The organism is Bradyrhizobium sp. WSM4873 (assembly GCF_055811355.1).
Map to the genome: position 1 here is coordinate 68717 of NZ_JBVVPS010000006.1, position 20524 is coordinate 89240.

Genomic DNA, 20524 nt, shown 5'->3' on the forward strand with positions numbered 1-20524 from the left:
TGTCATTCCCCGCGAAGGCGGGGAATCCAGTACGCCGCGGCTTCTTGGCTCAAGCACGGTTTCTGGAATACTGGATCACCCGCTTTCGCGGGTGATGACACCGAGTCTGTGGTGTCACCGCCCCGCCACATACTCCCGCCACCCCTTCGCCCGCAGGCTGCAGGCCGGGCACTCGCCGCAGCCATAGCCCCAATCATGCTGAGCGCCGCGTTCGCCGAGATAGCAGGTGTGCGACTGCTCGCGGATGAGGTCGACCAGCCCGTCGCCGCCGAGGTCATGGGCGAGCTTCCACGTCCCAGCCTTGTCGATCCACATCAGCGGCGTATGCAGCTCGAACCTGCGGGCCATGCCGAGCGACAAGGCGGCCTGCATCGCACGGATGGTGTCGTCGCGGCAATCGGGATAACCGGAATAGTCGGTCTCGCACATGCCGCCGACGATATGACTGATGCCGCGCCGGTAGGCCAGCGCCGCGGCGAACGTCAAAAACACCAGGTTGCGGCCGGGCACGAACGTGTTCGGCAGGCCGTCGGCGCCCATCGCGATCGCGACGTCGCGCGTCAGCGCCGTCTCGGATACGGCCGCGAGCGTTGGGATCGACAGCGTGTGGCTCTCGCCAAGCCTGGAAGCCCAATCCGCGCGCAGATCCTTGATGCCCTCGAACAGCCGGTCGCGGCAGGCCAGCTCGATGGCGTGGCGCTGGCCGTAATCGAATCCCAACGTCTCCACGCGCGCAAACCGGTTCAGCGCCCAGGCAAGGCAGGTGGTGGAATCCTGGCCGCCGGAGAACAGCACCAATGCGGCTTCGGATGAAAATACGTCGCTCATGGCCCGCGCTTTAGCATTGCGCACGCTACTCGCCAATCCGGCCCGCCAACCGGTGGAAATCACCCTGTTCCGCTGCGCTACGCTGGGAACGGGCGCTCGCTTTTGGCATAAGGCTTGGGAGCCAGGAGACCGCCCCGCAATGACCCCTTCCCGCGACATTTCCCGCCTGATCGAGATCATGGCGGCGCTGCGCACGCCGGTGACCGGCTGCCCCTGGGACCTCGAGCAGAATTTTGCGACCATCGCGCCCTATACGATCGAGGAAGCCTATGAGGTGGTCGAGGCCATCAGCCGCGGCGACCTCGACGATCTCTGCGAGGAGCTCGGCGATCTGCTGTTGCAGGTCGTCTTCCACGCCCAGATGGCGTCGGAGCAGAACGCGTTCGCGTTTGGAGATGTCGTCGAGGCCATCACGCGAAAAATGATCCGGCGCCATCCTCACGTCTTCGCCGACAAGGACGGCAATCTCGCCTCCTCCCACGTCAAGGAAGTCTGGGACCGCATCAAGGCGGAGGAGAAAGCCGAGCGCGCCGCGCGCCGGCCGCCGGAAGAAGCGCCAACGCGTAAATCGCTGCTGTCGGGCGTGAAGGCCGGCCAGCCCGCGCTGACGCGTGCCATGGAGCTCCAGCGCAAGGCCTCCACTGTCGGCTTCGACTGGAACGATCCGCGCGCGGTGCTGGCAAAAATCCGTGAGGAAGCCGACGAGATCGAGGCCGCACTCGACCGCAACGACAGCGAGGGCCTGGCGGAAGAGACCGGCGACCTGATGTTCGCGCTGGTCAACCTTGCCCGCCATGTCGATGCCGATCCGGAAGCGGCGCTGCGCGCGACGAATGCGAAGTTCGAGCGGCGGTTTGCGTTCATCGAGCGGGCGCTGGAGGCGCAGGGCCGCACGCTGGAGCAGGCGTCGCTCGCCGAGATGGACGCGCTGTGGAACGCGGCGAAGGGAGACGAGCAAAGGGCTCCATCGACGGAGAGAAGCAACCAAGCGCGCTCCTAGCTCAAGCGTCGTCCTGGCGAAAGCCAGCACCCATTACCCCGAATGCACATTGTTGAACCACGCTGGAGCTACCAGCGTGCCAATTCCAGCCGCTTGTGGTTATGGGTCCCCGGATCTGCGCTTACGCTTGTCCGGGACGACAGCGTTGCTTGAGGCAGTAGTTAGCTCAACTCACTGGCGGGCGACGGCGTCTACGCGGACAGTCGCGGCACTGCGTCAAACCGGTTCACCACGATATCCCGCTTGGTCTCGTCCACCCGAACCGTCATATCGAAGCGGCCGTCGTTCAGCTCTTTCGCCAGCACTTCGGAATTCCGATGCAGCCAGCTGATGCCGGCGCCGTCGGAGGCATCGATGGAGAGGTCGAGCGTGATGCGCTTGGCGGCCAAGCGCTCCTCGATCGCGGCGAGCAGCGCGGCGACCCCCTCGCCCGACACGGCCGAGACCAGCATTGCCGGATGATCTTCGGGGCGGCGCGCGGCGATGTTCAAAAGTTCTTCGCGCTGTTCGGGACCATAACGGTCGATCTTGTTCCAGACCTCGATGATGCGGCCTGAATCATCGGGATTGATGCCGAGCTGGCGCAGCACGGCGTCGACGTCGCTCTGCTGTGCCTCGGCGTCGTCGTGCGAGATGTCGCGCACATGCAGGATGACGTCGGCTTCCAGCACCTCCTCCAGCGTGGCGCGGAAGGCGGCGACGAGCTGCGTCGGTAGATTGGAGATGAAACCGACAGTGTCCGACAGCATCGCCTTGCCGCCGTGCGGCAGGGTGAGCGCGCGCAGGGTCGGATCCAGCGTGGCGAACAGCATGTCGGCGGCCTGCACGTCGGCGCGGGTCAGGCGGTTGAACAGCGTCGACTTGCCGGCGTTGGTGTAGCCGACCAGCGCAACGACGCGGTACGGCACGCGCTGGCGGCCTGCGCGATGCAGTCGACGCGTCGCCTGCACCTTCTTCAGTTCGCCCTCGAGCTTGGAGATGCGCTCCTGGATCAGGCGGCGGTCGGCTTCGATCTGCGTCTCGCCGGGACCGCCCATAAATCCAAAGCCGCCGCGCTGGCGTTCGAGATGGGTCCATGAGCGCACCAGGCGCGAACGTTGGTAGTTGAGATGCGCGAGCTCGACCTGGAGCGAGCCTTCCTTGGTCTTGGCGCGACGTCCGAAGATTTCTAAAATGAGGCCGGTGCGGTCGAGCACCTTTGCCTGCAACTCCTTCTCGAGATTGCGCTGCTGGATCGGCGCAAGCGCGCAATCCATCACCACGAGCTCGACATCGAGGCTCTTGGCGAGCCCGGCGATTTCCTCGACCTTGCCCTTGCCGATATAGGTCGCGGGGCGGATCTGGCTGATCGGCGCGATGATGGCGTCGGCGACGACGAGATCGATCGCGCGCGCGAGGCCGGCAGCTTCGTCGAGCCGGGCCTCCGCGTCGCGCAAGACATGAGCTTCCGATTGCGCGTCGGCACTGCCTGCGCGCACCCGCAAATAGGGACCGATGACAAGCACCCGCCCCGTCTGCTTACCCCCTGCCGACCGCGGACGGTCGGCATCCCCGTCGAAATTCCGGGGTTCCAATCAGATCACTCTCAAGCCGGCTGGTCCTCGCCGCCTTCGAACAGCTGGATCGGAGCGCCCGGCATGATGGTCGAAATCGCATGCTTGTAGACGAGCTGCGAGTGACCGTCGCGCCGAAGCAGCAAACAGAAATTGTCGAACCAGGTCACGATGCCCTGGAGCTTCACTCCGTTGACCAGAAAGATCGTCAGTGGCGTTTTGGTTTTGCGAACGTGATTAAGGAAGGTGTCCTGCAGGTTTTGTGCGCGGTCTGCCGCCATTGTTTTTTTCTCGCTTTGAGTTTCTTTTTATTGCGCCGGTTTCGGCCCTCTTTTGAAATTCGGGGTCCTCGTCCGGTTGCCGTCCCTCATGAGATCCCCCTCGGAGGGACAGCGGTTCAATTAGAGGACAGGTAGGCTTATTAGGCAAGCCGCTTCACGCGGCAGGCCACGCCGTACTGCCCCGAAAAACTACGGAAATCGATGATTTTCCTCGCCTATTCCAACGACGTCGCAGCGTTAGCCGACGCCGAGCGCCTTCAACTTCCGGTGCAGTGCCGAGCGTTCCATGCCAACAAACTCGGCCGTGCGAGAAATATTTCCTGAAAAACGGCTGATCTGTGCAATCAAATAGTCGCGCTCGAACACTTCGCGCGCTTCGCGCAGCGGCAGGCCCATGATGTGCTCGCCATTGTTGCTGGTCGGCATCGCCGGCACCATGGAGCCGACGTCCTGCGGCAGCATGTCGGCAGTGATGATGACCTCCGGCCCGCCCGCGGCCAGAATCATGACTCTCTCAACGTTGTTGCGGAGCTGGCGCACATTGCCCGGCCAGACATGGGATTGCAGCACCGCCATCGCGTCCTGACCGATCTGCCGCTTGGGCAGGCCGCTGCCCGCCGAGATCTGCTCCATGAAATAGTCGATCAATTCCGGAATGTCCTCGCGCCGCTCCGACAGCGCGGGCACGCGGATCGGCACCACCGAGAGACGGTGATAGAGGTCCTCGCGGAAATGGCCGGCCGCGATCTCCTCTTCCAGATTGCGCGCGGTGGATGAGATGATGCGGACGTCGACCTGCACCTTGCCGTTGCCGCCGACGCGCTGGAACGACTGCTCGACCAGCACGCGCAAGATCTTGTTCTGGGTCTCGCGCGGCATGTCCGCGATCTCGTCGATGAACAGCGTGCCGCCATGGGCCTCTTCGAGCGCGCCGGGCTTGCGCGCGTGCTCGCCGTTGGACTGCTCGATGCCGAACAGCTCGTGCTCCATCCGCTCGGGCGTGATCGCAGCGGCGTTGATGACGACGAAGGGACCGTCGGCGCGGCCCGAGGCCGTGTGCAACGTGCGGGCGGTCAGTTCCTTGCCGGCGCCTGCGGGGCCGACGATCAGGATGCGGCTGTTGGCCTTGGCCGCACGCTCGATGGTCTGGCGCAGCTGGTTCATGCTGGGCGAGCGGCCGACCAGCGAGCTTGCGCTCGGCGCGAGCTGCTTCAGCTCCTTGACCTCGCGTTTGAGCCGCGAGTTCTCCAGTGCACGGTTCGCGACCAGGATCAGCCGGTCGGTCTTGAACGGCTTCTCGATGAAGTCGTAGGCGCCACGCTTGATCGCGGCGACCGCGGTCTCGATGTTGCCGTGGCCGGAGATCATCACGACCGGCAGATCGGGATTGTCCTTCTTGACCTGCTCCAGCAGTTGCAAGCCGTCGAGCTTGGAGCCCTGCAGCCAAATGTCGAGGAACACCAGATGCGGCCTGCGGTTGGCGATCTCGGCAAGCGCCGTATCGCTGTCGCGCGCGGTCCGGGTCACGAAGCCCTCGTCTTCGAGGATGCCCGCAACGAGATCCCGAATATCGGCCTCATCATCGACAATCAGAATTTCACTTGCCATGGGTCGCGCCTGTTTTCTCAGCTGCCTGTTGAGGCTTTGATCTTCGTTGAATCATTGGTCTTTTCAGCCGCCTCTTTGGTTTCGGCGGCCGCCTCTTTTGTTTCCGGATCCTTGACGGATTGCGTGGCCGTTTCGCCGATGTCCGGCTTGGTCGTCGCCGAGGCCGACGGTTCGGCCCCCTCGGTTTTCGCGGGGGCGCCGGAGATCGCAAAACGCATCCGCATCCAGGCGCCACGCTGGCCCTCGCGGAAGTCCGAGGCATCCTTCAGTTCGATGCGCCCGCCATGGTCTTCCAGCACGCGCCCGACGATCGCGAGCCCAAGGCCGGTGCCCTTGGCGCGTGTCGTCACATAAGGCTCGAGCAGGCGCGAGCGCGCCACCTTGGGCAGGCCGATGCCGTTGTCGACGACGTCGATCAGCACGTCCTCGCCCTCGCGCGAGACCACGACGTCGATCCGGCCTTTGCCGAGCTCCTCCAGGGGCACTTGCTCGATCGCCTCGGTGGCGTTCTTGACGATGTTGGTGACGGCCTGCGAGATCAGCCGCCGGTCGAACTGGGCGCGCAGCGGGTCTTCCTTGAATTCGGCCTCGATATCGATCTCGGGGTGGGCGACCTTCATCAGGAACACCGCCTGTCGCACTGCGTCGGCGACGTCCTCACCCTCCATCACCGGCTTCGGCATCCGCGCAAAGCGCGAGAACTCGTCGACCATGCGGCGGATATCGTCGACCTGACGCACGATGGTGTCGGTGCACTGTTCGAAGATCTGCTTGTCCTTGCCCTCGGTGATGTCCTTGCCGAATTTGCGGCGAATGCGCTCGGCGGAGAGCTGGATCGGGGTCAGCGGGTTCTTGATCTCATGCGCGATGCGGCGCGCGACATCGCCCCAGGCGGAGGTGCGCTGCGCCGAGACCAGCTCGGTGATGTCGTCGAGGGTGATGATGTAGCTGTCGTGCGGTTGGCTGGTCTTCTCGGCGCTGACGCGGACCGACAGATTGCGTTCCTGCCCGTCCCGCGTGATCGTGATCTGCCCCTGCACCAGGCGCTGGGTCCCTTCCCGCGCCGTCTTCATCATCTCTTCGAGCTCGGGCAGCACTTCGGAGAGCGGATGGCCGAGCGTCTCGGCTTCGGAATGCCCGATCAGCTTTTCGGCGGAACGGTTGAGAATGCCGACGCTGCCTGAATTATCCACGCCGATAATGCCGGCGCTCGCGGATGACAGCACCGCCTCGATGAAGCGGCGGCGGCTGTCGATGAGGTCGCTGGCGTTGACGAGCTCGTCGCGCTGGCTGCGCAACTCCTCCGTCATCTTGTTGAAGGTCTCGCCGAGCTGGGCGAGGTCGCCTTCCGACTGGTGCACCGGCACTTTCACGTGGAGATCGCCCGTCGAGACCGTCTGGGCCGCGTTCATCAGCCGTCGGATCGGCGAGACCAGCGAGTTGGCGAAGTTGAGGCCGATCAGCACCGAGGCCATCAGGATGGTCAGCGCGATCACCGCGAACATCAGCGCGAATGCGACCTGGATGCCGAGCCGGCGCGACTCGATCTGGGCGTATTCGGCGACGCTGACCTCGGTCTGCTTGAGCTGGTTGACGACATTCGGGTCGAGCGGCCGCGCGACGTAGAGGAAAGTGTCGCTGAAGGCGCGCAAGCGGACCACCGCGGCGACGAAGCTCGCATCGGGCAGCACCGCGATCTCGGGCTCGGATTCGTTGACGTTGCTGAGGAAGTCCGGCGCCGGCGGCGAATAGGCCAGCCGCATGCCGGTGTCGGCGGATTCGAGAATGTTGGTGTTCTTGTCGATGATCATCGCGCCCGGCAGGTTGCGCGAGGCGGCGCTGGAGGTCAGCAATTCGCGAAAAGAGCGGCGATCCTGGTCGTAGAGCGGCCGCGCGTGGGCGATGTCGTTGGCCATGCCGAGAATATCGCCCCGGATCAGCTGCGCGTGGTCCTGCATGTAGGCGCGCGCGATCGTCAGCGAATTCTGGATCACCTCCTTGGTCGGGCCGGAGAACAGCCGGTCGAGGCCGCGCTCGATGGTGACGTTGGCGACGACGGCGACCAGCACCGCCGGCAGCACTGCCACGATCGAGAACAGGCTCACGATCTGGACATGGAGGCGCGCCGCCGCCCTGCCCCGCCGTCGCGCCAGGATCAGCTGCCAGAGCTCGCGGATGATGATGCCGACCAGCAGCAGGATCGTGCCCGCATTGATCAGATAGAACGAGCGGACAACCGCAGGGGTCGGCTCGATCGACGTGAGGCCGGTCAGGACCAGGAACGTCAGGCAGGCCGACAGCAGGGCCAGGGCCACGGCGAACGGCGCCAGCCAGCGTCGCGCCGACCAACGGCGGGGCTCTTCCGCTGGGGCCGTGTCAAAGGATGCGGCCGAGGTGTCTGCGCTGGTCATTCCGGCAATGGGTGCTGAAAACGGGGTCCGCGGCGGGCGGATACTGATGTATTCGTACCACATTGTTGCCGAATTGCGACAATTCCGCGGCGCCCCCGCCGCGACCGACCCGCGCATCCACAGCGACATGCCGGAGGGCGGGAACGGATTCCGGCCCAGAGGGCTTGACCAGCATGCCCAGATTCTTTCTCGCAATGATGGTGTCGGCCGTGCTGCTGCTGATCGTGGCGGCGGATCTGCTGGTCAATGGTCTCGGGGTGCACGAGCCCAATGCGAACGTCGCCAGCGCGGTACAGGTCGCAGGCCGATTTGTCAGATAGGTGTGAGGCCGCGTCCCGCGGCTGAATGACCATTTGAATGTTCCTGCGGAACATTTCAGTCGGATCGGGACTTCTGCTCACCGCGTCAGCCACAACGGCCAGCGCGATCCGGACAGGCTCAGCTCCGCTTTGGTAGGGGGAGCTGAGCCACCGTTCGTTGCGGGAAGGCTAGCCTCCGCTCCGATACACCTGGATATCCAGATCCCGGATTTTCTTCCGCAGCGTGTTGCGGTTGAGGCCGAGCAGATCGGCCGCGCGGATCTGGTTGCCGCGGGTGGCGGCGAGCGCGGCCGTCAGCAGCGGCACCTCGATCTCTTTCAGGATGCGGTGATAGAGGCCCGGCGGCGGCACGCCGTTCGGGAAGCCCTGGAAGTGCGAGGAGAGATACGCTTCCACCGCGCCGCCGAGATTGTCGACGCCATGCTGGACTGCGGCACCCGGGCTGACCGTGGGTGGCGCCAGCTCGCCGTCGATGACGGAGCCCGTGATCACGTCCTGCGGATAGAGCGCTGCGAGGCGACGGGCGAGGTTCTCCAGCTCGCGCACGTTGCCCGGCCAGCGGTGCTGCTTCATCCGCTCCAGCGCCAGCGTGTCGAGCTTTTTCGGCGGCAGTCCGTCCTTCTCGGCCAGCGCGAAGAAATGACGGATGAGATCCGGCAGATCCTCGATGCGCTCGCGCAAGGGCGGCAGCCGCAGCGGCACGACGTTGAGCCGGAAGAACAGGTCCTCGCGGAACAGGCCCTGCTGGATCAGGACGCGCAGATCCTTGTTGGAAGCTGCGACGATGCGCACGTCGGTCTTGATCGGGGTGCGGCCGCCGACCGTGGTGTATTCGCCCTGCTGAAGCACGCGCAGCAGGCGGGTCTGCGCCTCCATCGGCATGTCGCCGATCTCGTCCAGGAACAGCGTGCCGCCCTCGGCCTGCTCGAACCGGCCGGAGGCGCGGGTGTTGGCCCCGGTGAAGGCGCCGCGCTCGTGGCCGAACAGCTCCGATTCGATCAGGTCACGCGGGATCGCCGCCATGTTGACTGCGACGAACGGGCCGTTGCGGCGCTTGCCGTAATCGTGCAACGCGCGCGCCACCAGCTCCTTGCCGGTACCGGACTCGCCCGTGATCATCACGGTGAGGTCGGTCTGCATCAGGCGCGCCAGCACGCGATAGATTTCCTGCATCGCCGGCGAGCGGCCGACCAGAGGGATCGCCTCCATCTCGGCGTCGTCGTTCGGCGTCGCGACCCGCTCCTTGGGCTCGGCCAGCGCGCGGCCGACGATGGCGATCAGCTCCTTCAGGTCGAAGGGCTTCGGCAGATATTCATAGGCGCCGCGCTCGGAGGCGCGGATCGCCGTCATGAAGGTGTTTTGCGCGCTCATGACGATGACCGGCAAATTCGGCCGCATCTTCTTGATCCGCGGCAACAGGTCGAACGCGTTCTCGTCGGGCATCACCACGTCGGTGATGACGAGATCGCCCTCCCCCTGGCTGACCCATCGCCACAGCGTCGCGGCATTGCCGGTCAGCCGCACTTCGTAGCCGGCGCGCGATAGTGCCTGATTGAGAACGGTGCGGATGGCGGTGTCGTCATCAGCAACGAGAATGCTACCTGCGGGCATCGTTAATCCTCATTTTGCCCCCTGTGACGCAGACGACGACTTCCCGGCAGAGCCGTCGCGACTGCTTTGATCGGCATGTTTCACCGATGTGGAATACATCGGCATCAGCACGCGGAAGGTGGTCTTCCGCGGCTGAGATTCGCATTCGATGATGCCACCGTGATCCCCGATGATCTTTGCGACCAAAGCGAGGCCCAGACCCGAGCCGGTCTGCTTGGTGGTGACGAAGGGATCGAACAGGTTTGGCAGAAGATCCTCAGGCACGCCTGGTCCGTTGTCCTTCACGCAGAATTCGAGCGGCAGGGATACACGGGATTTTTGACCGGGGACTGACAGGCGCACGCCGGGACGAAACGCCGTGGTGAGCTGGATTTCGCCGTCGGGAACGTCGATCAGCGCTTCGGCGGCGTTCTTCACGAGGTTGAGGAACACCTGGATGAGCTGGTCCTGGTTGGCCAGCACCGGCGGCAGCGAGGGATCGTAATCCTCGACGAAGCGGATGTTGCGGGCAAAGCCGGACTGCGCCAGCCGTTTGACGTGATCGAGCACCGAATGGATGTTGACGGGGCCGCGCACCACGGGGCGCTCGTCGCCGAACACCTCCATGCGGTCGACCAGCGTCACGATGCGGTCGGCCTCGTCGCAGATCAGCCGCGTCAGCATGCGGTCTTCCGAGGAGGCCTGCTGCTCCAGGAGCTGCGCCGCGCCGCGGATGCCGGAGAGCGGGTTCTTGATCTCGTGCGCCAGCATCGCGGCGAGCGCGATCACCGAGCGCGCGGCGCTGCGATGGGTGAGCTGGCGGTCCATCTTGTCGGCGATGGAGCGCTCCTGGAGCATCACCACGATGTGGCCGGGCCGTTCCGTGACGGGGGCAACGTGCAGATCGACCTGGCGGTCTCCGCCCATGCGCGGCGTGCCCAGATCGACCTTGTACTCGTTGACCGGCGCGTTCGACGAACGCACCTGGTCGATCAGCGCCAGCAACGGGCTGCCGAACGGCACCAGCTCTTTCAGCGACTGCCGCTTCAAAAACTGCGTCGAGATATCGAAGAAGGCTTCGGTTGCGATGTTGGCGGCGACGATCTTGCCGTCCGGCCCGATCATGAGCATGGGATTGGGCAGTGCGTCCAGGATGGCATCGCTGTCGGACGGAAACGGCCGACGATGTTCAGCGGCTGAGCTCATGCAGCGGCGCTCCATGCGAAGTCGTCGAAGGCATCTTGCAGTGACCGGTGGACAAGGCGCGGATCCTCCGAGGTGAGGATTTTCTGACGCCAGGATTTCAGCTTCTCGGCCGGCACACGGCTCACATCGGCCGCGACGTCGAGCGCCCAGCCCAGATGTTTTCGCGCGTGCCGCAGACCGATGCGCAGGCCGTAGAGCGCGCAGACGCCCTCATAGAGCGTGCGGACATAATGCAGCTGTGTCTCGAGCGACGGCGCGGCTTCCGCCGCCCCGCCCTTCAGGCGCCGGCCGATCTCACCGGGCAGCCAGGGCTGCCCCTGCGCGCCGCGACCGATCATCACGGCATCGGCGCCGGAGGCCTCTAACGCCGCGAGCGCCTTCTCGTAGGTCGTGATGTCGCCATTGACGACGAGCGGAACAGAGATCGCGTCGCGCACAGCGCGGATCGCATCCCAATCGGCCTCGCCCTTGTAGAACTGGCACCGGGTGCGACCGTGCACGGTGACGAGCTTGATGCCTGATGCCTGCGCACGCCGCGCCAGTTCCGGCGCGTTGCGGGTGCGGTCGTCCCAGCCGAGCCGCATCTTCAGCGTCACCGGCACCTTCACCGCCGCGATCGTCGCTTCGATCAGGCTGACGGCGTGGTCGAGATCGCGCATCAAGGCGGAACCGGACTGGCCGCCGGTAACGTGACGGGCCGGACAGCCCATGTTGATGTCGATGATGTCGGCGCCGTCGGCTTCGGCAATCCGGGCGCCCTCCGCCATCCAATGCGTATCGCAACCGGCGAGCTGGACCACGTGCGGACCGATCCCGGTGGCTTCGCAGCGCAACCGGGACATATGATGGCCATTAGCGAGTTCGTCGCTGGCCGTCATTTCGGACACCACCAGACCGGCCCCCAACTCCGCGGCCAGCCGGCGGACGGGCGAGTCAGTCACCCCCGACATCGGCGCCAGGAAGACCGGGGTGGCGACATCAATATCGCCTATCTTCAATGGCTTAGAGCCTGATACTGCCGAGCCGGTCACAGGGGTCTCGTTGCGTTGGCAGCGCCTCATCGCGCCTGCCATGATCTATCTTGCGCACAATTCTTGTGCAGTCAAGCGTCATGCCTACACTTTAGACAGTTCTGCCAATCTTTCAAGTGCAGTGCAGCAAAATGCTGTTTCCTACAATCCGGGGAAACCCCCTTTTTTTGCGGGCCTGCCGTGCTAGAGGCATGCGGCAATCACCCCACTCCCCGACTCTCGTCACCATCAAATGAGTATTTGAGTCCTATGGCGAAATCACAGCGCACCGCAGTCGTCCTCGTCGCGGCCGGACGCGGCCTGCGCGCAGGCGCCGGTGGCCCCAAGCAATATCGCGAGATCGGCGGGGTGCCCGTGATCTATCGCGCCATGGAGGCCTTCAGCCGTCATGCGGACGTGTTCGCAGTTCAGCCGGTCGTGAACCCCGACGACGGCGCCATGTTCACGGCAGCGGTCGCGGGGCTCAGCCACGAGGCGCCGGTCAATGGCGGCGCGACCCGGCAGGCCTCGGTGCTCGCCGGTCTCGAAGCGCTCGCCAGGCACAAGCCCGACATCGTGCTGATCCACGACGCCGCGCGCCCGTTCGTTTCGGAAGGCGTGATCACCCGCGCGATCGATGCGGCCAGCCGCACCGGCGCCGCGATCCCCGCCGTTCCCGTCACCGACACCATCAAGGTCACCGGCGAGAACGGCAATGTCGAGGACACCCCGGACCGGTCGCGGTTGCGAATCGCACAGACGCCGCAATCCTTTCGCTTCGACGTCATCCTCGAAGCGCATCGTCGCGCGGCCAAGGACGGGCGCAGCGATTTCACAGACGATGCCGCGATTGCCGAATGGGCGGGATTGACGGTTGCAACCTTTGAAGGCGATGTTGCCAATATGAAGCTCACCACTCCCGAGGATTTCGTGCGCGAGGAAGCGCGGCTGGCCAGCCTGCTCGGCGACATCAGGACCGGCACGGGCTATGACGTGCACGCCTTCGGCGAGGGCGACCATCTGATGATCTGCGGCGTGCGCGTGCCGCACACCAAGGGCTTCCTGGCCCATTCCGACGGCGATGTCGGCCTGCATGCGCTGGTCGACGCCATCCTCGGCGCGCTTGCCGACGGCGACATCGGATCGCACTTTCCGCCCAGCGACGCGAAGTGGAAGGGCGCCTCCTCCGACCAGTTCTTGAAATACGCAATCGAGCGCGTCACCCAGCGCAGCGGCCGCATCGCCAATCTCGAGGTCACCATGATCTGCGAGCGACCGAAGATCGGTCCCTTGCGCGACACCATGCGCGCGCGCATCGCCGAGATATCGGGCGTCGACATTTCCCGCGTCGCAGTCAAGGCGACCACCAGCGAGCGGCTCGGCTTCACCGGCCGCGAGGAAGGCATCGCGGCCACCGCGAGCGCCACCATCCGCCTGCCCTGGAGTGTCTAGGCCATGGCCGGCAGCGACGCACGCGCCCTCTCCCGCTCGCTGCTCGATCTGTGCCGGATGCGCAAGCTGACGATCGCGACCGCGGAGTCCTGCACCGGCGGCCTCGTCGCGGGCGCGCTGACCGACATCCCCGGTTCGTCCGACGTCATCGATCGCGGCTTCGTCACCTATTCCAATGACGCCAAGCGCGCGATGCTCGGGGTCGAGGCGAGCACGCTCACCAATTTCGGCGCCGTCAGCAAGGAGACCGCAACAGCTATGGCGGTCGGCGCGCTGGAGCGCGCCGGCGTCGATCTCGCGGTCGCCATCACCGGCATTGCCGGCCCCGGCGGCGCCACGCCGGGCAAGCCGGTGGGCCTCGTCCACTTCGCCGCCGCCGCGCGCGACGGGCGCATCGTTCACCGCGAGCATCGTTTTGGCGCCATCGGCCGTACCGCCGTGCGCCAGCGCTCGGTGGTCGAGGCGCTGCGCATGCTGATGGATCTCGCCCGCGGCCCAGTCCAGGCCAAGCCACGCCGTGAAGCCGCGGTCACCCGCCTGCGCCCCCGCGTGACACGCTCGCCGCGCGGGCACACAGTGAAGCGCAGGACTCCGCGCTCGCCGCGAGGCTGACTCCCGCAGCCTGGATGGAGCGAAGCGCAATCCGGGATTCGTTCCGCGGATACAAGGCCCGGATTACGCTTCGCTCCATCCGGGCTACAATCCCTTGCGTTGCCCGTCGGGCAAAACACACAAGTCGCAGGTCAATCTGACCTCGCGAAAATTCGCGAAAATATTCCGCTTTACCGAAATTCGGCTTTGGCGTATTCATCCCGCCACCTCATCCCGGTCAGAGGGGCGTATCGCGATCGTCACGAACGTGGGATGGGCTGCGGTGGACGCTGGTCACATCGGCGCGAAGGGTGTCGCAGGGCGGGAAACCGTGAGCGAAGACGTCGCGCACACGACCGATGCTGACAGCGTACGGCAGAACCGTGTCGTCCTGACGCCCGGGGTCTGTGCGTCAAGTCTTGTGGTGATGTGGGCTGCCCGACCGGGCAGGCGCATCAGCCATCCGCAAGGCGACGGGGGCAATAGTGCATCGCTCCCCGGGGAGAGCTCGGCATAAGCCGTCAAACCACTGCGCAGGGAAGGCCGTGTGTTGGGCTTCACCTGTATGCCGCTGTGCAGCCTCTTGTAGCGCAACCTTCGCACAGTGGACCGTGGGTGCCAGCCGGCACCCGGCCTTCCCTGCGCCCTCTGACGAGGAGGGTGTACGAGACGAAGCAAAGCTCGGGCGTGCCAAGCCGCGAGACTGCAAACCTGTGTTTGCTTGTCAAAATGCACGCAATTTTGTCGAAACCGATCGGGATGGCAAATGTGCAACCGCGAGCAAACGTCATTGGCCCCTTTGCGTCTTGCGCCCGACTATATTGCCGCAATAATGCCGCTCTACGTTGTGACCGGGAATCAACCCGGCCCAGCCCTGGAGGGCGACGAGAGTGTTCGCTCGCTACACTGTTCCGGCAGTCGCCATTGCCGCCTTGGCCACTATGGCCGTCTTGGCCGCAACCGACGGTGCGACCGCGCAAACCGCCAACCAGCCGCCGGATACAATGGCGGCGCGCGTCGAGGCCTGCACGCCGTGTCACGGCAACAAGGGCGAAGGCACCAGCGACGTCTATTTCCCGCGGCTCGCAGGCAAGCCGGCCGGCTATCTCTACAACCAGCTGCTCGCTTTCCGCAGCGGCCGGCGCAAATACCCGCCGATGAACTATCTGCTGGAGTTTCTGCCCGATCCCTATCTGGAGGCGATGGCGGAATATTTTGCCAGCGAGCACCCGCCGCTGCCGCAACCGGCGCCGAGCGAAGTGAGCAAGGACGTCCTCGCGCACGGTGAGCTGCTCGCCACCAGCGGCGATGCCGGCCGCAACATTCCGGCATGCGTCAGCTGCCATGGCCCTGCATTGACGGGCATGCAGCCGGGCATCCCAGGCCTGCTGGGCCTGCGCGCCAATTATATCAGCGCCCAGCTCGGCGGCTGGCGTTATGGCACCCGCACCGCGAAATCGCCTGATTGCATGCAGCTCGTCGCTGGCCACCTGACCGAGGCGGACGTCACCGCCGTCGCAGCCTGGCTTGCGACGCGGCCCGCTCCCGCCAACCCAGCCCCCGTGCCGAAAGGCACCTACGCGCTGCCATTCGGCTGCGGTAGCCAGCCCAACTGACGAGGCGGATGATGGGCTTCAAATTTTCGATCAAGCTCCTGTCCATCGAGTTGCTCGCCCTCGCGGCGTTCACCACGGCAGCAGCCGCGCAGGACAAAGACAAGACCGGCGACATCATCGCGCGCGGCGAATATCTGGCCCGTGCCGGCGACTGCACCGCCTGCCACACCGCAGCGGAAGGCCGCTTGTTTGCCGGCGGCCGTGCCATGCCGACCCCATTCGGCACGCTGTACACCTCCAACATCACGCCCGATCCGGAGACCGGCATCGGCAAGTGGAGCGCCGACGACTTCTACAAGACCATGCACAGCGGCCGCTTTCCCGATGGCGGGCTGATTTACCCGGCGATGCCGTTTGCGTCCTACACCAAGGTCACGCGCGCCGACAGCGACGCGATCTTCGCCTATCTGCGCTCGATTGCGCCGGTGAACCAGAAGAACAAGCCGCACGAATTGCGTTTCCCATACGACAACCGCCAGCTCATCCTAGGCTGGCGCACGCTGTTCTTCAGCGAGGGCGAGTTCAAGCCCGATCTGAAGAAATCAGCGGAGTGGAATCGCGGCGCCTATCTGGTCGAGGGCCTCGGCCATTGCGGCATGTGCCATTCGCCGATCAACGCGCTCGGCGGCACCTCGCAATCCGACGCGTTCAAGGGCGGCCTGATCCCGATGCAGAACTGGTACGCGCCCTCGCTGACGTCAAACCGTGAGGCCGGGCTCGGCGACTGGAGCATCAAGGACATCACGGATTTGCTCCAGACCGGCGTCTCCATGCGCGGCGTGGTCTACGGCCCAATGGCCGAGGTCGTGCACAACAGCCTGCAATATCTCAACGACGAAGACACCAGGGCGATGGCGGTCTACCTCAAGAGCATCGCGGAGCCCTCGCCTCCGCCGGCCGCGAGCTCGGTGCTGCCGACCAGCGAGAGCAGCCTTCTGATCAGCCTCGGCAAGACCGTCTACGACAAGAACTGCGCGAGCTGTCATGGCACCCAGGGCGAGGGCAAGCCGCCGCACTGGCCGCCGCTTGCCAACAACCAGTCGATCGAGATGCAGTCGGCGGTCAACCCGATCCGCATGGTGCTCAATGGCGGCTATCCGCCCGGCACCAAGGGCAATCCGATGCCCTATGGCATGCCGCCCTTCGCCGGCCTCCTCTCCGACAACGAGGTCGCCGCCGTCGTCTCCTACATCCGCACCGCCTGGGGCAATCGCGGCACGCCGGTCTCGGCGCGCGAGGCCAACGAGCTGCGCTCGGCACCGCTGAACTGAGGGCCCCATGTTCAACTCCGATCCGCCGACCAGCCCAGCCGCCGCCGACCAGGCCATCGAGGAAGTCGTGGCGCAGGGCCCGTCCGGCGCGATCGTGGTCGCCGGCATCGCCACGGCCTGCGTGGTCGCGATGTGGTTCGCCTTCTATCTGTTCGTGTTCCTGCCGCGCGGCTCCCTGCAATGAGCGTCGAGGGAGCCCACAGCAACGGTAGCGCCAGCGCCGAGGTCGCAGCCCGCGTCGAGCGGCGCTGGGCCACCATCGCCGTGATCATCGTCGTGATGATGGCGCTGCTGGCGGCGTTCGCCGGCATCCATCGCGCGACCATGCCGCAACCGCGCGTCGAAACCACCGATCCCTCGCGCCTGCATCTGAGCGGTGAATTCGTCGAAAGCAATCTCGGCAGCGTGCTCGAGGCCAATGGCAACGTGACCGTGCGCGCGATCGGCCAGCAATATTCGTTCACGCCGGCCTGCATCGTGGTGCCCGTCGACACGCCGATCACGCTGCGCGCCACCAGCGCCGACGTCGTCCACGGCATCCTGATCCAGGGCACCAATGTCAACACCATGCTGGTGCCGGGCTACATCTCCGAGCAGCTCATGCGCTTTACGAAGAGCGGCGACTATCTGATGCCCTGCCAGGAGTTTTGCTCGTTCGGCCACGAGGGCATGTGGGGCAAGGTCAAGGTGATCGACAAGACCGAATTCGCGGATCGCGCGAAGGGTGGCGGGAGGCTGAGCTGTGTTGGTCAATAGAAAGCTCATCCTCGCCCATTTCTGGCTGGCCTTCGCCGTGTTCGGCATCGCGCTCACGCTCGGCGCCTGGCAGATGTTCATCCGCAGCCCGATCGGCACATGGCTGTCCAATCCCGAGCTCTATTACCGTTCGCTGACCGCGCACGGTACGGTGATGGGCTACGTCTTCCCGACCCTGGTCGCGATGGGCTTCGGCTACGCCATCAGCGAGTCCGCGCTGGAGCAGCGGCTGGTCGGTGTGCGCTGGGCCTGGGCCGGGTTCTGGCTGATCGTCGGCGGCAGCATCATGGCGGTGATCCCGATCGCGCTGGGCCGCGCCTCGGTGCTCTACACGTTCTATCCGCCGCTAATCGGCAACGTCTTCTACTATCTCGGCGTCGTGCTGGTCGTGGTCGGCTCCTGGATCTGGGTTGCGTTGATGTCGCTCAATCTGCGCATGTGGCGGAAGGCCCATCCCGGTGCGCCGGTGCCGCTGGCGATGTTCGCCAATGTCGCGGGTTCGTATCTGTGGGCCTGGACTGCGGTCGGCGCCGCGCTCGAGCTGCTGCTGCAGATCATTCCAGTCGCGGCCGGGCTGAAGGCCACCATCGACGCCGGCCTTGCGCGCGTGTTCTTCTCCTGGACGCTGCACGCCATCGTCTATTTCTGGCTGATGCCGACCTACATTGCCTATTACACCATCGTGCCGCGCGCGATCGGCGGCCGCGTCTATTCCGACAGCATGGCACGGATCTCCTTCATCCTGTTCCTGGTGGTCGCGATGCCGATCGGCATGCACCACACCTTTGCCGATCCGCAGGTCGGCGCCGGCTTCAAGTTCATCCATTCGGCTTTCACGGCGCTGGTCGCGCTGCCCACGCTGCTGACGGTGTTCACGATCTGCGCCTCGGTCGAGATCGCGGCGCGCCTGCGCGGCGGCCGCGGCATGTTCGGCTGGATTAGGGCCCTGCCCTGGGACAATCCGATGATGCTGGCCCTCGCCTTTTCCTTCGTCATGCTCGGCTTCGGCGGCGCCGGCGGTCTCATCAACATGAGCTATCAGCTCGATGCGTCGATCCATAACACGCAGTGGATCACCGGCCATTTCCACCTGATCTTCGGCGGCGCCATCGTGATCATGTATTTTGCGATCGCCTACGATCTGTGGCCGCACCTGACCGGTCGCGAGCTGATCGATGTCCGCCTGATCCGCACCCAGCTCTGGCTGTGGTTCATCGGCATGATCGTCACGACCTTTCCCTGGCACTGGGTCGGCATTCTCGGCATGCCGCGCCGCATGGCCTATTTCGACTTCGGCGATCCCGCGATCGCGCCGCAGGCCCTCTCGGTTACCCTCTCGGCCATCGGCGGCTTCATCCTGCTGGCGTCGGGAATCATATTCATCGTTATCCTGGCTCGCGGCATGCGCGCGCCGCGGGTCGACGCCGGCCCTTATCGCTTCGCGCTGGCCGTGCACCAGCCCACAACGGTCCCGGTCGCGCTCAACACCCACGCGCTGTGGGTGGCGCTGATGATCGCGCTCACCCTCACCAATTACGGCTATCCGATCCTGAATCTGGCGCTGACCGAGGGCACCTCTGTGCCGGCCGTTTATGTGGGAGCGCAGTGATGAGCACGCGCGACCTCTTCACCCTCACCAATCGTCATTTCAAGGCGAGTGTGGTCATCACCGCCGCGATCCTGATCGTCACGGCGATTGCAGGCTTCGTCGTGCTGCCCTTCGCGCAGCCCTGGGTCCAATTCGCCAACGTCTGGGACGCGATCTGCAGCGCTGCCGGTGTGCCGCAACGCGCAGCGAGCGTGACTGCGCCAGAGCAGAGCAAGCGCCTATCGGGGGTCGTGCTGACGTCGAACACGCTGTCACGCCCGAGCCAGGAGGCGATCGGCCGCGGCGCCACGCTGGCGCAGCGCTGCGCGATCTGTCACGGCCCGACCGGTGTCAGCCGCGCGGATTCGCCCAATCTCGCCGGCCAGTACGCGGCCGTGATCTACAAGGAGCTGCATGATTTCCGCACCGGCGCGCGCACCAATGCCGTGATGTCACCGTTCGCCGTCAATCTGACCGAGCAGGAGATCGCAGATCTCTCGAACTATTACGCTTACCTGCCGCGGCTGCCGGCCTATCACCCGACGCCGCAATTGCCCAAGCCAAACATCGTAATCTACGGCGCACCAATGCGCGGCATCGCGCCCTGCGGCGCCTGCCACGGCAGCCTCGACAACAAGACCGGCAGTCCGTGGCTCGAAGGCCAGTCCGAGGCCTACATGAAGGCGCAGCTGCAGGCCTTCGCCTCAGGCGAGCGCCGCAACGACATCAGCCAGCAGATGCGCAACATCGCGCGTGCGATGACCCCGCAGGAAATCGAGCAGGCCGCGGCGTACTATGCCTCGCAGCCGCCGGATATCGTGAAGGCGGTGGATTGAAATCTTGGCACGCCTGCCTTCCCATTGTCGTTGCGAGCGCAGCGAAGCAATCCAGAGTCTCTCCGCGGAGGGATTCTGGATTGCTTCGTCGCAAGGGCTCATCGCAATGACGGAGGAGAGAGCGTGCCCGTCCACTACGACGAGGCCAGCTTCCGCCGTCCGTAGATCGCATCCGCCCGCTTCTCGAACGCGATGGAAAATCGCGCGAACGCGGCGTCGAACATCGAGCCCATCAGGAGCGCCAGCATGCGGCTCTTGAACTCGTAGGCGAGGAAGAAACCGACATCGCAAACGCTCTCGCCTTTGGGCTCGAACGTCCAGCGGTTTTCCAGATTGCTGAAGGGACCCTGCAGATATTCGACCAGGATCTTCAAATTGGCGCGGTCGAGCGTCACGCGGCTGGTGAAGGATTCCCTGACCAGCTTGAACGACACCGTCATGTCCGCGACCAGCACCTCGGTGCCGTCGGGTTTCGCCATGCGCTGCCGGACCTTCAGCGCGCTGCACAGCGGCACGAATTCCGGGTAGCGCTCGACGTCGGCGACCAGATCAAACATCTCGGACGCGCTGTGATCGACACGGCGCTTGCTTGAAAAATTGGGCATGG

General features: G+C 65.0%; 19 protein-coding genes. 10 read left to right on the forward strand and 9 right to left on the reverse strand.

The features are described from left to right. Positions 1-114: 114 nt before the first annotated feature. A complete protein-coding gene (gene queC / locus AC0L21_RS11340; RefSeq protein WP_473261291.1) occupies positions 115-828 on the reverse strand; it encodes a 7-cyano-7-deazaguanine synthase QueC in 714 nt (237 codons plus the stop codon). A 139-nt stretch (positions 829-967) separates the two neighbouring features. Here queC and mazG point away from each other — a divergent pair, with 139 nt between their 5' ends. After that, positions 968-1828, forward strand: a complete 861-nt coding sequence (gene mazG, locus AC0L21_RS11345) for a nucleoside triphosphate pyrophosphohydrolase (protein WP_473261293.1) — start codon at positions 968-970, stop codon at positions 1826-1828. A gap of 191 nt (positions 1829-2019) precedes the next feature. Here the strand turns inward: mazG and hflX are convergent, their stop codons facing one another. The 4 genes from hflX to AC0L21_RS11365 form a co-directional block, all read right to left on the reverse strand. Beyond that, on the reverse strand, positions 2020-3402 hold the full coding sequence (hflX, locus tag AC0L21_RS11350) for a GTPase HflX (RefSeq protein WP_473261295.1): 1383 nt from the start codon (positions 3400-3402) through the stop codon (positions 2020-2022). An 11-nt stretch (positions 3403-3413) separates the two neighbouring features. Further along, positions 3414-3662, reverse strand: coding sequence for an RNA chaperone Hfq (hfq, locus tag AC0L21_RS11355; RefSeq protein WP_007591126.1), 249 nt, complete (start codon positions 3660-3662; stop codon positions 3414-3416). Between the two features lie 237 nt (positions 3663-3899). Then, on the reverse strand, positions 3900-5270 hold the full coding sequence (gene ntrX, locus AC0L21_RS11360) for a nitrogen assimilation response regulator NtrX (RefSeq protein ID WP_007591127.1): 1371 nt from the start codon (positions 5268-5270) through the stop codon (positions 3900-3902). 17 nt (positions 5271-5287) lie between these two features. After that, positions 5288-7681, reverse strand: a complete 2394-nt coding sequence (locus tag AC0L21_RS11365; RefSeq protein ID WP_473261297.1) for a sensor histidine kinase — start codon at positions 7679-7681, stop codon at positions 5288-5290. Positions 7682-7854: 173 nt separating this feature from the next. Here AC0L21_RS11365 and AC0L21_RS11370 point away from each other — a divergent pair, with 173 nt between their 5' ends. Then, on the forward strand, positions 7855-8001 hold the full coding sequence (locus AC0L21_RS11370) for a hypothetical protein (protein WP_473261299.1): 147 nt from the start codon (positions 7855-7857) through the stop codon (positions 7999-8001). 168 nt (positions 8002-8169) lie between these two features. On the opposite strand, the gene ntrC is transcribed toward AC0L21_RS11370, so the two are convergent. Genes ntrC through dusB form a run of 3 tightly spaced genes read right to left on the reverse strand, consistent with a single transcriptional unit; the run spans position 8170 to position 11795 of the window. Continuing rightward, complete coding sequence (ntrC, locus tag AC0L21_RS11375) at positions 8170-9612, reverse strand: nitrogen regulation protein NR(I) (protein WP_007591133.1); 1443 nt, start codon at positions 9610-9612, stop codon at positions 8170-8172. Between the two features lie 9 nt (positions 9613-9621). Then, positions 9622-10797, reverse strand: coding sequence for a two-component system sensor histidine kinase NtrB (locus AC0L21_RS11380; protein WP_473261301.1), 1176 nt, complete (start codon positions 10795-10797; stop codon positions 9622-9624). Beyond that, positions 10794-11795 (reverse strand): tRNA dihydrouridine synthase DusB, encoded by a 1002-nt coding sequence (gene dusB, locus AC0L21_RS11385; protein ID WP_473261303.1) that lies wholly within the window; start codon positions 11793-11795, stop codon positions 10794-10796. Before dusB ends, AC0L21_RS11380 begins: the two co-directional genes overlap by 4 nt. A 282-nt stretch (positions 11796-12077) precedes the next feature. On the opposite strand from dusB, the gene AC0L21_RS11390 reads away from it, so the two are divergent. From AC0L21_RS11390 to AC0L21_RS11425, 8 genes are all read left to right on the forward strand, one after another. Continuing rightward, positions 12078-13259 carry a bifunctional 2-C-methyl-D-erythritol 4-phosphate cytidylyltransferase/2-C-methyl-D-erythritol 2,4-cyclodiphosphate synthase gene (locus AC0L21_RS11390; protein WP_473261305.1) on the forward strand — a complete coding sequence of 394 codons (1182 nt, stop codon included), beginning with the start codon at positions 12078-12080 and terminating at the stop codon, positions 13257-13259. 3 nt (positions 13260-13262) lie between these two features. Continuing rightward, positions 13263-13871: a CinA family protein gene (locus AC0L21_RS11395; RefSeq protein WP_473261307.1), complete on the forward strand. Its 609-nt coding sequence runs from the start codon at positions 13263-13265 to the stop codon at positions 13869-13871. Between the two features lie 920 nt (positions 13872-14791). Then, positions 14792-15466 carry a c-type cytochrome gene (locus tag AC0L21_RS11400; RefSeq protein ID WP_473261646.1) on the forward strand — a complete coding sequence of 225 codons (675 nt, stop codon included), beginning with the start codon at positions 14792-14794 and terminating at the stop codon, positions 15464-15466. An 11-nt stretch (positions 15467-15477) separates the two neighbouring features. Next, positions 15478-16737 carry a c-type cytochrome gene (locus tag AC0L21_RS11405; protein ID WP_473261309.1) on the forward strand — a complete coding sequence of 420 codons (1260 nt, stop codon included), beginning with the start codon at positions 15478-15480 and terminating at the stop codon, positions 16735-16737. A gap of 7 nt (positions 16738-16744) precedes the next feature. Then, complete coding sequence (locus tag AC0L21_RS11410) at positions 16745-16921, forward strand: hypothetical protein (RefSeq protein ID WP_275172584.1); 177 nt, start codon at positions 16745-16747, stop codon at positions 16919-16921. Next, positions 16918-17493, forward strand: coding sequence for a cytochrome C oxidase subunit II (locus tag AC0L21_RS11415; RefSeq protein WP_473261312.1), 576 nt, complete (start codon positions 16918-16920; stop codon positions 17491-17493). The genes AC0L21_RS11410 and AC0L21_RS11415 overlap by 4 nt, the downstream gene beginning before the upstream one ends. Beyond that, entirely contained in the window at positions 17480-19102 is a 1623-nt protein-coding gene (locus AC0L21_RS11420) for a b(o/a)3-type cytochrome-c oxidase subunit 1 (RefSeq protein ID WP_473261314.1), read from the forward strand. Before AC0L21_RS11415 ends, AC0L21_RS11420 begins: the two co-directional genes overlap by 14 nt. After that, positions 19102-19917 (forward strand): c-type cytochrome, encoded by an 816-nt coding sequence (locus AC0L21_RS11425; RefSeq protein ID WP_473261316.1) that lies wholly within the window; start codon positions 19102-19104, stop codon positions 19915-19917. Before AC0L21_RS11420 ends, AC0L21_RS11425 begins: the two co-directional genes overlap by 1 nt. A gap of 134 nt (positions 19918-20051) precedes the next feature. On the opposite strand, the gene AC0L21_RS11430 is transcribed toward AC0L21_RS11425, so the two are convergent. Further along, entirely contained in the window at positions 20052-20522 is a 471-nt protein-coding gene (locus tag AC0L21_RS11430) for a type II toxin-antitoxin system RatA family toxin (RefSeq protein ID WP_007591145.1), read from the reverse strand. Positions 20523-20524 lie beyond the last annotated feature (2 nt).